Annotated in this window: 13 protein-coding genes; 7 read left to right on the top strand and 6 right to left on the bottom strand. The window is 71.4% G+C overall.

The window, feature by feature from the left end; genetic code table 11:
* The first annotated feature begins 37 nt into the window (after positions 1 to 37).
* A complete protein-coding gene (locus AB6V29_RS04405) occupies positions 38 to 970 on the top strand; it encodes an oxygenase MpaB family protein (protein ID WP_369357263.1) in 933 nt (310 codons plus the stop codon).
* On the top strand, positions 967 to 1,524 hold the full coding sequence (locus AB6V29_RS04400) for a DUF1992 domain-containing protein (protein ID WP_369357262.1): 558 nt from the start codon (positions 967 to 969) through the stop codon (positions 1,522 to 1,524). Before AB6V29_RS04405 ends, AB6V29_RS04400 begins: the two co-directional genes overlap by 4 nt.
* 138 nt (positions 1,525 to 1,662) lie before the next feature.
* On the opposite strand, the gene AB6V29_RS04395 is transcribed toward AB6V29_RS04400, so the two are convergent.
* Together AB6V29_RS04395 and AB6V29_RS04390 are read right to left on the bottom strand one after the other, a co-directional pair.
* Positions 1,663 to 2,496, bottom strand: a complete 834-nt coding sequence (locus tag AB6V29_RS04395) for an aldolase/citrate lyase family protein (protein ID WP_267788110.1) — start codon at positions 2,494 to 2,496, stop codon at positions 1,663 to 1,665.
* Positions 2,493 to 3,947, bottom strand: coding sequence for a cation:dicarboxylase symporter family transporter (locus AB6V29_RS04390; RefSeq protein WP_369357259.1), 1,455 nt, complete (start codon positions 3,945 to 3,947; stop codon positions 2,493 to 2,495). The genes AB6V29_RS04395 and AB6V29_RS04390 overlap by 4 nt, the downstream gene beginning before the upstream one ends.
* Before the next feature lie 135 nt (positions 3,948 to 4,082).
* Here AB6V29_RS04390 and AB6V29_RS04385 point away from each other — a divergent pair, with 135 nt between their 5' ends.
* Together AB6V29_RS04385 and AB6V29_RS04380 are read left to right on the top strand one after the other, a co-directional pair.
* Positions 4,083 to 5,687 carry an ATP-binding protein gene (locus AB6V29_RS04385; protein ID WP_369357814.1) on the top strand — a complete coding sequence of 535 codons (1,605 nt, stop codon included), beginning with the start codon at positions 4,083 to 4,085 and terminating at the stop codon, positions 5,685 to 5,687.
* On the top strand, positions 5,684 to 6,367 hold the full coding sequence (locus AB6V29_RS04380; RefSeq protein ID WP_210072912.1) for a response regulator: 684 nt from the start codon (positions 5,684 to 5,686) through the stop codon (positions 6,365 to 6,367). The genes AB6V29_RS04385 and AB6V29_RS04380 overlap by 4 nt, the downstream gene beginning before the upstream one ends.
* 42 nt (positions 6,368 to 6,409) lie before the next feature.
* Here AB6V29_RS04380 and ald read toward each other — a convergent pair whose 3' ends face one another.
* A complete protein-coding gene (ald, locus tag AB6V29_RS04375) occupies positions 6,410 to 7,495 on the bottom strand; it encodes an alanine dehydrogenase (RefSeq protein WP_369357257.1) in 1,086 nt (361 codons plus the stop codon).
* A gap of 155 nt (positions 7,496 to 7,650) precedes the next feature.
* Here ald and AB6V29_RS04370 point away from each other — a divergent pair, with 155 nt between their 5' ends.
* Positions 7,651 to 8,124: an Lrp/AsnC family transcriptional regulator gene (locus AB6V29_RS04370; RefSeq protein ID WP_267788116.1), complete on the top strand. Its 474-nt coding sequence runs from the start codon at positions 7,651 to 7,653 to the stop codon at positions 8,122 to 8,124.
* Between the two features lie 91 nt (positions 8,125 to 8,215).
* Complete coding sequence (locus AB6V29_RS04365) at positions 8,216 to 9,124, top strand: hypothetical protein (RefSeq protein ID WP_369357255.1); 909 nt, start codon at positions 8,216 to 8,218, stop codon at positions 9,122 to 9,124.
* 127 nt (positions 9,125 to 9,251) lie between these two features.
* Here the strand turns inward: AB6V29_RS04365 and mmuM are convergent, their stop codons facing one another.
* The 3 genes from mmuM to AB6V29_RS04350 form a co-directional block, all read right to left on the bottom strand.
* The gene (gene mmuM, locus AB6V29_RS04360; protein WP_369357253.1) at positions 9,252 to 10,106 is read right to left on the bottom strand and encodes a homocysteine S-methyltransferase; all 855 of its coding nucleotides are present in this window, start codon (positions 10,104 to 10,106) and stop codon (positions 9,252 to 9,254) included.
* A complete protein-coding gene (locus tag AB6V29_RS04355) occupies positions 10,103 to 10,609 on the bottom strand; it encodes a MarR family winged helix-turn-helix transcriptional regulator (protein WP_210072902.1) in 507 nt (168 codons plus the stop codon). The genes mmuM and AB6V29_RS04355 overlap by 4 nt, the downstream gene beginning before the upstream one ends.
* Before the next feature lie 178 nt (positions 10,610 to 10,787).
* On the bottom strand, positions 10,788 to 11,789 hold the full coding sequence (locus tag AB6V29_RS04350; protein WP_267788122.1) for a LacI family DNA-binding transcriptional regulator: 1,002 nt from the start codon (positions 11,787 to 11,789) through the stop codon (positions 10,788 to 10,790).
* Positions 11,790 to 11,964: 175 nt separating this feature from the next.
* Between AB6V29_RS04350 and AB6V29_RS04345 the strand changes: the two genes are divergently transcribed.
* Positions 11,965 to 13,248, top strand: coding sequence for an extracellular solute-binding protein (locus AB6V29_RS04345; RefSeq protein WP_307313183.1), 1,284 nt, complete (start codon positions 11,965 to 11,967; stop codon positions 13,246 to 13,248).
* The last annotated feature ends 8 nt before the right edge of the window (positions 13,249 to 13,256 follow it).

Raw genomic sequence — 13,256 nt, 5'->3', positions numbered from 1 at the left:
CGGAGCCCACCCGCTCAGACGGTGGCACGCTGGAAGGGTGACGATAGACGCCTCCTCTTCCGCTCCCGGCTGGATCCAGTCGCTGCGCGGCAAGATCCTCGTCGCTCTCGCGGGAGATCCCACCGGCATGGCCCCCTACGTCCGCGCGATCGCCGATGGAGACGACACCGGCTACTTCGTCGAGAACGGCCCCGCGTGGACCGTGCACGCCGGGATGGGCACGCTCGTGGCCGGCATCCGGGCCCTTCTTCTCCAGGCCCTGCACCCGGGAGCGCTCGCCGGCGTGCACGACTGGTCGCGCTATCGCGAGGATCCGATCGGTCGCCTCACCGGCACCGTGCGCTGGGTCATCACGCTGACGTACGGGTCGAGGACGCAGGCGGATGCCGAGACCGCACGCGTAGGGAGGTTTCACCGCCGCGTGAAGGGCGAGTACGTCGGCGGCGACGGAAGCGAACGCGCGTACACCGCCGAGGCGGCGGACCTCGTCCGATGGGTGCACCTCGCCTTCACCGACGCGTTCCTCGCCGGACACGAGGTGTCGCGCACGCCCATTCCCGGCGGACCCGACGCGTACGTCTCCGATTGGGCCACCGCCGGTCGACTCATGCGGGTCGTCGACCCGCCCCTCACCAGACGAGATCTCCGCGCCGAGATCGACGGCTTCGCCGACCGTGGCGAGCTGCGCGGCGACGAACGCGTGGCCGACGTGGTGAAGTTCCTGCGCAAGCCGCCGTTCCCCGGGCTCATGGGTCTGTCCTACCGCGTGCTGTTCGCCGCAGCGGTGGCAACCATCCCCCGTCGTTACCGGAAGATGCTCGGGGTGCGGCGTTGGCCTCTTCCCGTGTTGACGCTGACTCGCGTGATCCTGCGTGTCACGGAGCGCGCGCTGGGCTCGGGCCCCCGCGCCCAGGACATGGCGCGGCTGCGACTGGCCCGGCTGGAGCGTGACGGACGGGAGGCCGCGTGAGCGACGACGCCCGCCAGGCCGCGGAACGCTACCGGCTCGACCGGCAGCTGCGCGAGGCCGGTCTCGCGCCCGAATCCGCCGAACCCGAGGGACCCTCGCGGGGCTCGACCGCTGCCGAGCGCGCCGCCTTCGTCGAGACCTCGATCCAACAGGCGATCCGCCGCGGCGAGTTCGACAACCTCCCCGGCGCCGGCAAGCCCCTCCCCGACCTCGGCAGCTCGCACGACCCCGACTGGTGGATCCGTCGCAAGATCGAGACCGAACAGCTCACCGGTCTCGGCCCTCCGGCGTTGACCCTGCGCGTCGAGCACGCCGAGTTGGCGGAGCGACTGGATGCCATCGCCCGCGAACCCGAGGTGCGCGAGGCGGTCGAAGACTTCAACCGCCGCGTGGTCGAGGCTCGGCGGCAGCTCCAGGGCGGCCCGCCCGTGGTGACGCCGACGGTGGACGTCGAGGCCGAGGTGGCGGCCTGGATCGAACGACGTCGCGCACGCGTGGAGGCGGCGGCACGGGCGGCGCCGGAACGACGGCGGCGCTGGTTCCGGCGCTCCTGACCGGCGTCGCTTTCCCCGGCTGACGTCTGGATTACACGATCTGCGCCTGCGCACCCGCTTCGGCATGTAAACGCCGCGTCGTCTCGGAGGACCGTGCGATGTCGCGGGGCGGTGGGGGGGCGCGGACCCGCCGCGCCGTCAGAGAGCTGCCAGCGCCTCCGCGCGCTCGAGCAGCGCCCGGGCCCGAGCGAGTGCCGGCGCGTACGAGCCGTCGACGGGACCATCGGGGGTCGTCGACAGCAGCGACCGGGCGGCTTCCACGTCGGCGGGTGCGGGTGTGAAGCCGGCGTGGGCGCCGGGAATGGCGGCATCCCTCAGCGCGAGCGTGCCGGTGAAGCCCATCGCGACGGCGTGGAGCGCGGCATCCCGAGCCTGCTCGACCGGGCCGCACGGGCCGTCGATGGGTCCCGCGATACCCGCCGCGGCCGAGGCGACGACGAGCTGGGCGCGCGGCCACGACAACGCGATGCGGTCGGCGGTCATCCCGGTGTCGCGACGGAAGTCGCCCGTGCCGAAAGCGAGGCGACGGGTCGCGGGGTGGGCGGCGATGGCCGGTGCCGCCAGCAGCGCCGCGGCCGACTCGACCATCGCGACGATCGGGGTGCCGGCCGGAAGGGATGCCGCGACGTGAGCCACGTCGTCGGGACCGGCGCACATGGCCAGGACGACCCCGGCCAGGCGATCGTCGAGGTCACGGCCCAGCGCGAGATCGGCTTCTCCGTCGCGCGTTCCGGCGGCGCTGATGCGCAACCACACCGGGGCATCGACAGCGGCCCGCCGAGCGCGGTCCCGGCCCTCGGCCTTGCGCCCCGCGGGGAGGCCGTCTTCGAGGTCGATCACGAGCACGTCGGCCGCGGTCTCGAGACCGCCCGCCAGCGGCGAGCGGAGCATCCACGTGCGCGCGAGATCGACACGCGCCGGGGCGGGGGCGGCCGAAGCCGCCCCCGCCGAGGTGTCGTGCGTCAGGGTCACGAGCGACCCCGTGCCGCCGTCTCCGCCTCCGCCTGAGCGCGGAAGGCGTCGAGCGACTGCGTGTCGACGGTGGCCGCGGGACCCGTGCCGGCCTCCGCCGACGCCTGCTCCTTGGCATCCGCCGCGGGGGTCGCCGAGTGGTCGTGGCCGGTCATCAGACTCTCGTCGAAGGGGATGTTGCCGGCGAGCACCTCGCGGACGCGCTGGCCGTCGTACTGCTTGGTCCACACGCCGATGAGCATCGTGGCCACCGCGTTGCCCGTGAAGTTGGTGACGGCGCGGGCCTCGGACATGAAGCGGTCGATGCCGACGATGACGCCGACGCCGTCGACCAGGTCGGGGCGGTAGGCCGACAGACCACCGGCGAGGGTGGCGAGACCGGCGCCGGTGACGCCGGCCGCGCCCTTCGAGGCGATGATCATGAAGATCATGAGACCGATCTGCTCACCGATCGACATGGGCGAGCCCATCGCGGTGGCGATGAACAGCGAGGCCATCGTGAGGTAGATCGCCGTGCCGTCGAGGTTGAAGGAGTACCCGGTCGGGACGGTGATGCCCACGACGGGCTTCGAGACACCGAGGTGCTCCATCTTGGCGATGAGGCGGGGAAGAGCGGCCTCGGACGACGAGGTACCGACGATGAGCAGGTACTCGCGGCCCAGGTACTTCATCAGCGTGAAGATGTTGACGCGGGTCACGACGTACAGCAGCGTGCCGAGCACCACGGCGATGAAGAGGAAGCACGTGATGTAGAAGGCGCCCATCAGGATGCCGAGGCTGATCACGGCCTGGAACCCGGTCTTGCCGACGACGGCGGCGATGGCACCGAAGGCGCCGATGGGGGCGAGCCACAGGATCATGCCGAGGATGCGGAAGACGAGCACCTGGAAGTTACGGATGCCCTCGACCATGCGCGCGCCGCGCTCGCCCATGCCCTGCAGGGCGAAGCCGACGAGAAGGGCGATGAACAGCACCTGGAGGATGCTGCCCCCGGTGAAGGCGGAGAAGAACGTGGTGGGGATGATGCCCAGGATGAACTCCTGGGTGGAGGTCGCCTCGGCCGCGGGGGCGTCGTACTGGGCGCCCGCGATGTTCAGTCCCTCGCCCGGGTGGATGATGTTGCCGACGACGAGGCCGATGATCAGGGCGAACGACGACATGACGAGGAAGTAGACCATCGCCAGGCCGCCGATCTTGCCGACCGTGGAGGCCTTGGCGATCGAGCCGATTCCCACGACGATCGTGCAGAAGATGACCGGGGCGATCATCATCTTGATGAGGCTGACGAAGCCCTTGCCGATGGGCTCGAGGGCCGTGGCGAACTGCGGGGCGACCAGGCCCACGATGACACCGGCCACGACCGCGACGATGACGGAGATGTAGAGCCAGTGGTTGCGGTCGATCTTCTTACGCGGCCTGCCGTCGCGTGTGGTGCGGAGTGAGAGTGCCATGAGCGACTTCCCCTTTTCTAACGCCTTTGTTGAGTCCGGCGGGGGCGCCGGTCGATGTGACGACTTTGATCGACGCCGGACGCGTCGGCGATTTGTGGTCGTATTGTTCACGGCAAGCGCGAGAAGGGCGTGGTGATGAGACTGAGCGTGGGTGGACGCCTGGCGTTGGTGTCCCTGGGCGTCGTCGTGCTCGTCGCCGGCGTGCTGGCGGCGCTGCTGTCGGTGCAGTTGAGCGACTCCGGTCAGCGCGAGGCCGAGAAGGTCACCCGCTCCGTCGCCGAGACCCTCGCGCACGAGCCCGACGTCGCCGCTCTGGTCGTGCGGCGCGACTCCGGCGCCCTGCAGCCGATGGTCGAGCAGATCCTCCCCGACGCCGACCTGTCGTTCGTCACGATCATGACGCCCGACGGCATCCGTCTCACCCACCGCAACAGGTCCGAGATCGGCGAGCAGTACCTCGGTTCGCGATCGGAGGCGCTTGCCGGCCAGACGCACACCGAGGTCTACGACGGAACCCTCGGGCCCTCGGTGCGCACCATCGTCCCGATCCGCGACGGGGGCGACGAGAGCGGCGACATCGTGGGCCTGGTCGCCGTCGGCGTCACGCTCGGCGCCGTGCAGCAGGACCTCGCCGCTCGCGCACCGCTGATCGTCCTGGCATCCGCCGCCATCGTCGGCATGGGGATACTGGGAGCCCTCTACGTCCGACAGAGCGCACGACGCGTGACCGGCTCGTACACGCCCGCCGAGTTGTCGCGTCTCGTCGAGAGCTACGAGACGGTGCTGCACTCACTGCGCGAGGGGCTCGTGGTCACCGACCGCGCCGGGCGCATCGTGCTCTACAACGACGAGGCCGCCGACCTGCTGGGCCTGCCCCCGGCCCGCTCGGGGCAGGTATCGCTCGACCCCCGCGAGATCGAGATGGACGCCGGTCTCGCCGAGGCCATCGCGAGCGGTCGACGCATGGTCGAAGAAACCGTCGTCAACGGGGAGCGGGTGCTGCTGGTCAACCAGGAGGAGGCGCGCGATCTGGCGGGCCGGCGCGCTCCGGAACGCGGTCGGGTCATGACCTTGCGCGACCGGTCGGAGCTGCAGGCGCTGCTCGGCGAGCTCGAGGGCGTCCGCACGCTCAGCGACACCCTGCGTTCGCAGACCCACGAACACGGCAACCGCCTGCACGCGCTGCTGGCCCTGCTCGAGCTCGGGCGCATCGACGAAGCCCGCCGTCTGATCGTGGCCTCGACCGGCGAACGTCAGGAGCTCGCCGACCGCCTGGTCTCGGACGACGAGGACGCCGTGGTGGTCGCCCTGCTGCTGGGCAAACTCGACGAGGCCGCCGAGCGCGGCGTGCACCTCGACCTCGACGTCGCCGAGCCGGCGCCGGCGCTTCCGCTCCCCGCGGCCGAGGCGGTGACGGTGGTGGGAAACCTCGTCGACAACGCTCTGGATGCCGCGGCGGCCGGCGCCGAACCCCGCTGGGTGCACGCGGCGCTTCGCGCAGGCGGAGGCGACGTGGTGCTCGAGGTGTCCGACAGCGGCACCGGGTTCGACCCCGCGCTCGCCGATCCCTTCGCGTTCGGCGCGTCGACCAAGCCGGCGCACTCCGCCGGAGGCCGCGGTGTCGGTCTCGCCCTCGTGCGCGACATCGTCGCGGCGCACGGCGGCACGCTGCAGGTGGTGGAGGACCCCACGACCGTGCGCGTTTTCCTTCCCGCCGTCGCCGAGGAGGTGGCGCCGTGATCAGGGTGCTGGTCGTCGACGACGACGCGCTGGCGTTGGAGCTGCATTCCGCCTACGTCGCTCGAGTGCCCGGTTTCGAGGTCGCCGGTCATGCCGCGGGAGCCCGCGCGGCGCTCACCGCCCTGAGCGATCCCGAGCGCCGTATCGACCTCGTCCTTCTCGACATGACGATGCCCGACGGCACCGGTCTCGACGTCGCCCGACGCGTGCGCGCGATGGGGTCTCGCGTTGACATCATCGCCGTCACCGCGGTTCGAGATGCCGCGACCGTGCGCGCGGCGGTCTCGATCGGCGTCGTACAGTACCTCATCAAGCCCTTCGCGTTCGCCGCTTTCCGCGAGCGTCTCGAGGCGTACCGGTCCTACGTCGAGGGCCTGGATCGCGCGGCGGGAGAGGCGACGCAGTCCGAGGTCGACGCGCTGCTGGGCACACTTCGGACCATCGCTGCCCCGACCCTGCCGAAGGGCCTGAGCGACGAGACGCTGCAGGCCGTGGCGGAGCGCGTGCGCACGGCCTCCGGGGCCGTGTCCTCGACCGAGGTCGGCGAGAGCGAGGGCATGTCGCGCGTCACCGCCCGGCGCTACCTCGAGCACCTCGCCGACGTCGGTCGCGTCCGCCGCGAACCCCGCTACGGCGGCCAGGGCCGCCCCGAGATCACCTACGCCTGGCTCCGCGGCTAGCGGCGGCCCACCCTCGTCGAGTGTCCACCGCGGGGACGCGGATCAGAGGTCGAACGCCGCGCGTACGCCCTCGTTCACCACGACGCCGGCGCGCACGTTCAGGCCCTTGGCCAGGGCGGGATCGGCGGATGCCGCGGCCTCCCACCCCCGGTCGGCGATGCGCGTGATGTAGGGCAGGGTGGCGTTCGACAGGGCCCGGGTCGAGGTGTGCGGCACCGCGCCGGGCATGTTCGCGACGCAGTAGTACAGCGAATCGTGGACACGGAAGGTCGGCTCGTCGTGCGTCGTGGGACGCGAGCCCTCGAAACAGCCGCCCTGGTCGATCGCGATGTCGACGAGCACGGAGCCCGGCTTCATCGCCGCGACCATGTCGTCGGTGACGAGCTTGGGCGCGGCGGCCCCGGGAATGAGCACCGAGCCGATGATGAGGTCGGCGTCGGCCAGCTGCTCGGCGATCTCGAGGCGGGTCGAGGCGCGGGTCTCGATCGCGCCGCCGAAGCGCTCCTCGAGCTGACGCAGCTTGGGCAGCGAGATGTCGACGACCGTCACACGGGCACCGAGACCGAGAGCGTTCGCCGCGGCGTGCTCGCCGGCGACGCCGCCGCCGATGACGACCACCTTGGCCCGCGGGGTGCCGGGCACACCGCCGGGGAGCAGACCCCGGCCACCCGAGGCGCGCAGCAGGTGGTGGGCGCCCTCGATGATCGACAGGCGTCCGGCGACCTCGCTCATCGGCGCCAGCAACGGCAGGGCGCGATCGGCGGTCTGCACGGTCTCGTAGGCGACAGCCGTGGTCCCCGCGGCCATGAGCGCATCGGTCAGCGGCCGATCGGCGGCGAGGTGCAGGTAGGTGAAGAGGGTGAGATCGGCGCGCAGGAACCGGTATTCGGGGGCGATGGGCTCCTTGACCTTGACCAGGAGTTCGGCGCGTGCCCAGGTCTCGTCGGCGGTGGCGACGATCTCGGCGCCCGCGGCGCGGTACTGCTCGTCGGCGAAGCCGCTGCCCTCGCCCGCGCCCGCCTGGACGAGCACCTCGTGGCCGCGGTGGACGAGCGCATCGACTCCCGCGGGTGTCATCGCGACGCGGTTCTCGTTGTTCTTGATCTCGGTGGGCACGCAGACGCGCATGGGTTCCTCCTCGAGCGGATGAGCGTTGCGGAGAGAATCGCAGAAAAGCGTGTTTCCGTGGTGTTTCCCCGAAGAAAGGTCGGTATCTACGGCGAGGACGGCGATATCATCGGATACCGAGGGCTTCTTCGGTCCTCTGAAACGAAGGATCTGCGATGGCCGGGGACGATCTGCACCCGCTCGACGCCCGGATGATAGAGCTGCTGTCCGCCGACGCCCGCATGACGAACGCCGCGCTCGCCGAGGCGCTCGGGGTCGCGGCATCCACCGCTCATACCCGTCTGCGGGGGCTCATCGACCGCGGTCTGCTCACCGGCTTCCACGCCGCCGTCGACCAGAGCCGTCTCGGCCGGGGCCTGCAGGCGATCGTGGGCGTGACGCTACGACCGGGGCAGCGTCAGGAGAGCATTCGCGCGTTCGCGCACGAGATCCGCCGCCATCCGGACGTGATCCAGCTGTTCTTCCTGGGCGGGGCGGACGACTTCCTCGTGCACATCGCGGTCGACGATTCCTCGGCCGTGCGCCGCTTCGTCGTCGACCACCTCTCGGCCCGGCACAGCGTGGCCTCCACCCGCACGAGCATCATCTTCGAGTACCACCGCAACGCCCTGGCGGCTGATTTCGACTGACCCCGCCCGGGTCGATAGTCCCCGGCACGGCCGCCGTCAAGACGGCCGGCGTACCAGACGGCGCCGCCATGATGAGACCCCGGGGGGTTTCATGGTGCTGTCGATCGGCGTAGCCGTCATGTGCGTGGTGTTGGCGATCGGAGTGATCTGCGTGATCCTCCCGCGCATCGGCAGCGCGGGCGCTCTCGGTGTGTTCCTGAGGGTCGGAGCCCTCTCGGGAGCGGTCTCGGTCGGTGCGGCAGTGCTGGACATCATGGCGTCGAACGGAGCCGGAGACCTGACCCGGATCGCCGCCGACACCACGATGATCCTCGCCCCCGCACTGCTGTGCGCCGCCCTCGTCGTGACGCCCGATCGCCCCCTCACCCGATCCCTGCCGATCGCGGTGGCCGTCGCCGCCGTGGCCGCCCTGGGCTTCACCCTCGCGCCCGCCGCGGTCACGACGATCAAGGCGTTCACCCTCGCCCTCGCCTGCGGCCTCTGCGCCGTCCTGGCGTTCCGGGCGAGCGCGCTGCCCCGCCGATCCCGCTTCGTGCTCACCACCGCGATGGGCGCATACGCGCTGTACTCCACGGCTCGTGGCGTCCTCTCGCTCGAGAGCGACTCGTTCGACCCCGTGTTCTCCCCCACCGGTGTCATCGTGGCCGGCATCTCGGCGATGCTGTTGACCGGCGTCTCGATCGTCATCATCGGCCTGCCCTCCGCGGGTGCCACCGCCGGGGGCCGCCGCCGGGGGGCCTCGATCTCGATCGGCGACTGGAATCTCGCCACCGCCGCCTTCGGCCGCGAACGCGTCCGCGTTCTGCTGCTCGATCTGCGCCGGGCCGCGCGAGATCTCGACCCCTCGACCGTCGACTCGCTGCACGGCGTGGAGATCTCTGTGCCGTCGGCGATATCCGCGCTGCGGGAGCGCTTGGCCGCCGACTACGGCTGGCGCCCCGAGGAGGTCGAGTTGCTCACCGACGCGACACCCCGGCGGCGGCCGCGGATCACCGTCTGAGCGCTCGCACCCGCACGCGCGTTGCCTCGGCCGCGTCATCGACCGGTGCCGTCGCACGGCTGCTCCGCAACAGGTCCGAGAGCAACCGAGAGCCCCGAACCGTCGGGCTGCGCACCCGATCGCGGCCTCAGCGCACCGCGGCCGCGATCGCCGCGATGTCGGCGGGCGTCGAGCGGCAGCACCCGCCCACCAGACGCGCGCCGGCGGCGACCCACGAAGGTGCCGCGTCGGCCAGGGGCGCCGTACCGCCATGCCAGGTGCGTGTGGCGGCGTCCCACCTCTCACCGGTGTTCGGGTACGCCAGGAGCGGGATGCCGGGAGCCTCGGCGAGCGCGGGAAGCACCGTCTCGGGCGCGCAGCAGTTGACGCCCACGGCGAGCACGCTCGAGACCGATGCCGCGGTGCGCAGGGCCTCGGCGCGGGCGCCTCGGTGCGCGTAACCGGTGCTGTCGGCGGAGACGCTGACGAAGGCGGGGACACCGAGATCATCGAGTTCGAGGGCGAGCGCCTCCACTTCGAGAACGGAGGGGATGGTCTCGACGGCGAGGAGGTCGGCACCCGATTCGGCGAGAACGTGCAAGCGGCGTCGATGGGCGCTGCGCAGCTCGTCGAGACTCAGCCCGTAGGAGCCGGTGTACTCACTGCCGTCGGCGCGCAGGGCACCCACCGGGCCGACGGAGGCCGCGACCGCCACATCGCCGGCCTCTCGCGCGAGAGACACCGAGCGGCGCAGGAGCGCCTCGACCTCGGCATCCGGGATCTCTCCCCCGAAACCCAGCTGGTACGAGGCGGTGATGACGACCTCGGCTCCCGCGGCGACGAACTCGGCGTGGGCCGCGCGCACCTCGTCGGGCTCGTCTCGCAGCACGCGGGCCGACCACAGCGCGGAGGTGACGTCGTTGCCGCGCGCCTCGAGCAGGGTGCCCAGGCCGCCGTCGAGGACGACGGGGCGTCGGGTCACGGTGGTGACGAGGTCGATCACGCCTCGTGCGTCTCGCCCGCCGCGAGCACGCGCAGAGCGCTCGCGAGAAGGGCCTGGTCGTGTCGGCTGACATCGCGGAGCGCGTCGGCTTCGAGGCGGACGAGCTCGGTCATCGCCGCGTCCACGCGCTCGATGCCCTCGGCGGTGATCGCGACGAGGATCGCGCGGCCGTCGGAGGGGTTGGGGCGGCGATTGACGAGTCCGCGCTCGGCGAGCTTGTCGAGGCGGTTCGTCATGGCGGCGCTGCCGATCATGGTCGCTGTGATCAGGCGCGTTGCGCTGAGCTCGGTGCCGGCGCGGCGGAGCACGGCGAGAACGTCGAACTCCCAGACGGCGATGTCGGCGCTGGCGAAGGCTTTGGCGCGGAGCTTCGACAGGTGGAAGGCCGCGCGGCGCAGGCGCGACATCACGTCGAGGGGCGTCAGGTCGACGTCGGGCAGCAACTGCGACCAGGCGTCGATGAGGAGGTCGACCTCGTCGTCTTTACTGCTGGCAGTGGGCACACCTCGACGGTACCCGAGCCGCGGGGTGGTGCGGCGCGCGACGGGCGGAGCGGGCGTTTCGCGCGCCCCGGGAAGGAACTCGTCGGGTGTCCAGAACACGCCGCGTCGGCACGGTCCCGCGCGGCGTGTCATGGACACTCGACGCGGGCGGGCACCGGATGCCGGGGCCCCACGCGGTTCAGCGCGAGCGCGGCGGCGCGGTCGTCGCCCGCGCGACGAGGCGCGTCGGGAGTTCGATGTGCGTCTCGGGCAGGGTCTCCCCGGCCAGCAGCGCGAGCACCATCCGCACGGCCTCGGCGCCGAGGCGCTTCATCGGCTGGCGGACCGTGGTCAGGGCGGGTTGCGCGCGGGCGGCCTCGGGCACGTCGTCGAAACCGACCACCGACAGATCGCCGGGCACGCTCAACCCCCGCGCGGCGGCGACCTCGATGATCGACAGCGCCGAGAGATCGTTCGCGGCGAACACCGCCGTGGGCGGGTCGTCGAGCGAGAGCATGGCCTCGGCGGCTTCGCGCGCGACGTCCTGCTCGTAGCGTCCGACGCCGACCAGCGCGGAGTCGAACGGGATCCCCGCGGCGGCGAGCCCCGCGCGGTACCCCGAGGCGCGGGCGACCGCGGAGCGCAGATCGGGCCGCCCCGCGATGAAGCCGATGCGCCGGTGACCGAGCTGCACGAGATAGTGCACGGCCTGCTGCGCGCCGGTGTAGCTGTCGGACTCGACGGTCGGCAGGTCTCCCCGGCCCGTGTGCGGGTCGATGGCCACGATGGGCACCTCTCCCGAGACGTTGACGACCGTGGGCGTGACGATGATCGCCGCATCGATGAGCGTGCCGCTCAGCCGGCTCAGCGAGCGGCGCTCCCAGCCCTCGCCGTCGCGACGCGCGCCCGTGTAGGCCAAGAGGTCGTACCCGGTGTCGGACAGGGCTCCCCCGACTCCCTTGAGGATCTCGGCGGAGAACGGCTCGATGTCGGCCACGAGCACGCCGATCACGCCCGTCCGGCGCGAGCGCATGCTGCTGGCGACGAGGCTCGACTCGTACCCGAGGGTCTTCACGGCGTCCAGGACCCGCCCCACGGTCTCGGGCGACACCCCGTAGCGCCCGTTCACCGCCTTCGACACCGTGGCCACCGAGACCCCGGCCGCCGCGGCGACGTCGTGGATGGTCGCGCGCCTCGTCATGGCATCCGACCATAGCGTGGAAAACATTTTCGAAAACGTTTGACGTTCGCGCGAGACCCGGGCGACACTGCTGACACCTCGGCGGGCAGCAGACCCCGAGAAGCGCACGAACGGCGAAGCAGCCGAACACCGACGCGTCCCACGGCGCACCTCGACGAAGAGAAACGGGAATCACATGAACACGCGCAAAATCCTCGCCGGAGCGGCCCTCGCCGTCGCCGGAACACTCGCCCTCGGTGGCTGCGCCGCGGGCGGCGGCGGCCAGAACGCCGACGGTTCGGTCACGCTGACGCTGTGGCACAACTCCACCACGGGTGACGGCAAGAAGTACTGGGAGGACACGGCCGCGGCGTTCGAGGCGGCGAATCCCGGCGTCACGATCGAGATCCAGGCCCTGCAGAACGAAGAGATGGACGGCAAGCTCCAGACCGCCCTCAACTCGGGCGACGCCCCCGACCTGTTCATGGCTCGCGGCGGCGGCAAGCTCGCCGACATCGTCGCGGCCGGCCAGGCGATGGACCTCACCGACAAGATCTCGCCCGAGGTCAAGACCGCTCTCGGCAACTCGCTCGGCGCCTTCGAGGTCGACGGCAAGAACTACGGCATGCCCGTCGCCGTGCTCCCCTCGGGCATCTTCACCTCGCAGGATCTCCTGTCCGCGGCCGGCGTCTCCGCCGCCCCCGAGACGATCGACGAGTTGCAGGCCGCCGACGCGAAGATCCGCGCCACGGGCGTCGCCCCGATCGCCGTGGGCGCGAAGGACGCCTGGCCCGCGGCCCACTGGTACTACAACTTCGCGCTGCGCGCCTGCTCGAAGGACGTCCTGGACACCGCGGCGCAGAGCCGCAGCTTCGACGACCCGTGCTGGCTGCAGGCGGGTGAGAACCTCGAGTCGTTCCTGAAGACCCAGCCCTTCAACGACGGCTTCCTCACCACGGCGGCCCAGCAGGGTGCCGGTTCGTCGGCGGGCCTGCTCGCCAACCACCAGGCCGCCATGGAACTCATGGGTGCCTGGAACCCCGGCGTGATCGCCTCGCTCACGCCCGATGAGAAGCCCCTCGCCGACCTCGGTTGGTTCCCCTTCCCCGAGGTTCCCGGCGGCAAGGGCGAAGAGGGCGCGATCATGGGCGGCGTCGACGGCTACTCGTGCTGGGTCAACGCCCCGGCGCAGTGCACCGACTTCCTGAACTTCCTCGTCAACAAGGAGAACCAGGAGAAGTACGCCGCGGCCTTCCAGACCATCCCCGCCTCGAGCGAGGCGACGGATGCCGTCACCACCCCCGCCCTGCAGTCCGCGCTGAAGGCGTACACCGACGCCCCCTACGTCTCGGTCTGGCTCGACACACTGTACGGACAGAACGTCGGCAACGCCCTGAACGTCGCCGTCGTCGACCTGTTCGCCGGCAAGGGCAGCCCGCAGGGCATCGTCGACGCCGTCAACGCCGCCGCTTCCCGCTGAGGACGCCG

Origin of the sequence: Microbacterium sp. 20-116, from assembly GCF_041079415.1 — a bacterium.
In the GTDB taxonomy this organism is placed as follows: Bacteria; Actinomycetota; Actinomycetes; order Actinomycetales; family Microbacteriaceae; genus Microbacterium.
Note: the sequence above shows the minus strand (reverse complement) of the source record. Positions and strands in the feature narration are given on the sequence as shown.

Coding starts and splice junctions, on each gene's coding strand:
- AB6V29_RS04390 (WP_369357259.1), bottom strand. CDS start 3,947: ATGGCACTCTCACTCCGCACCACACGCGACGGCAGGCCGCGTAAGAAG.
- AB6V29_RS04385 (WP_369357814.1), top strand. CDS start 4,083: ATGAGACTGAGCGTGGGTGGACGCCTGGCGTTGGTGTCCCTGGGCGTC.
- ald (WP_369357257.1), bottom strand. CDS start 7,495: ATGCGCGTCTGCGTGCCCACCGAGATCAAGAACAACGAGAACCGCGTC.
- AB6V29_RS04370 (WP_267788116.1), top strand. CDS start 7,651: ATGGCCGGGGACGATCTGCACCCGCTCGACGCCCGGATGATAGAGCTG.
- AB6V29_RS04365 (WP_369357255.1), top strand. CDS start 8,216: ATGGTGCTGTCGATCGGCGTAGCCGTCATGTGCGTGGTGTTGGCGATC.
- AB6V29_RS04350 (WP_267788122.1), bottom strand. CDS start 11,789: ATGACGAGGCGCGCGACCATCCACGACGTCGCCGCGGCGGCCGGGGTC.
- AB6V29_RS04345 (WP_307313183.1), top strand. CDS start 11,965: ATGAACACGCGCAAAATCCTCGCCGGAGCGGCCCTCGCCGTCGCCGGA.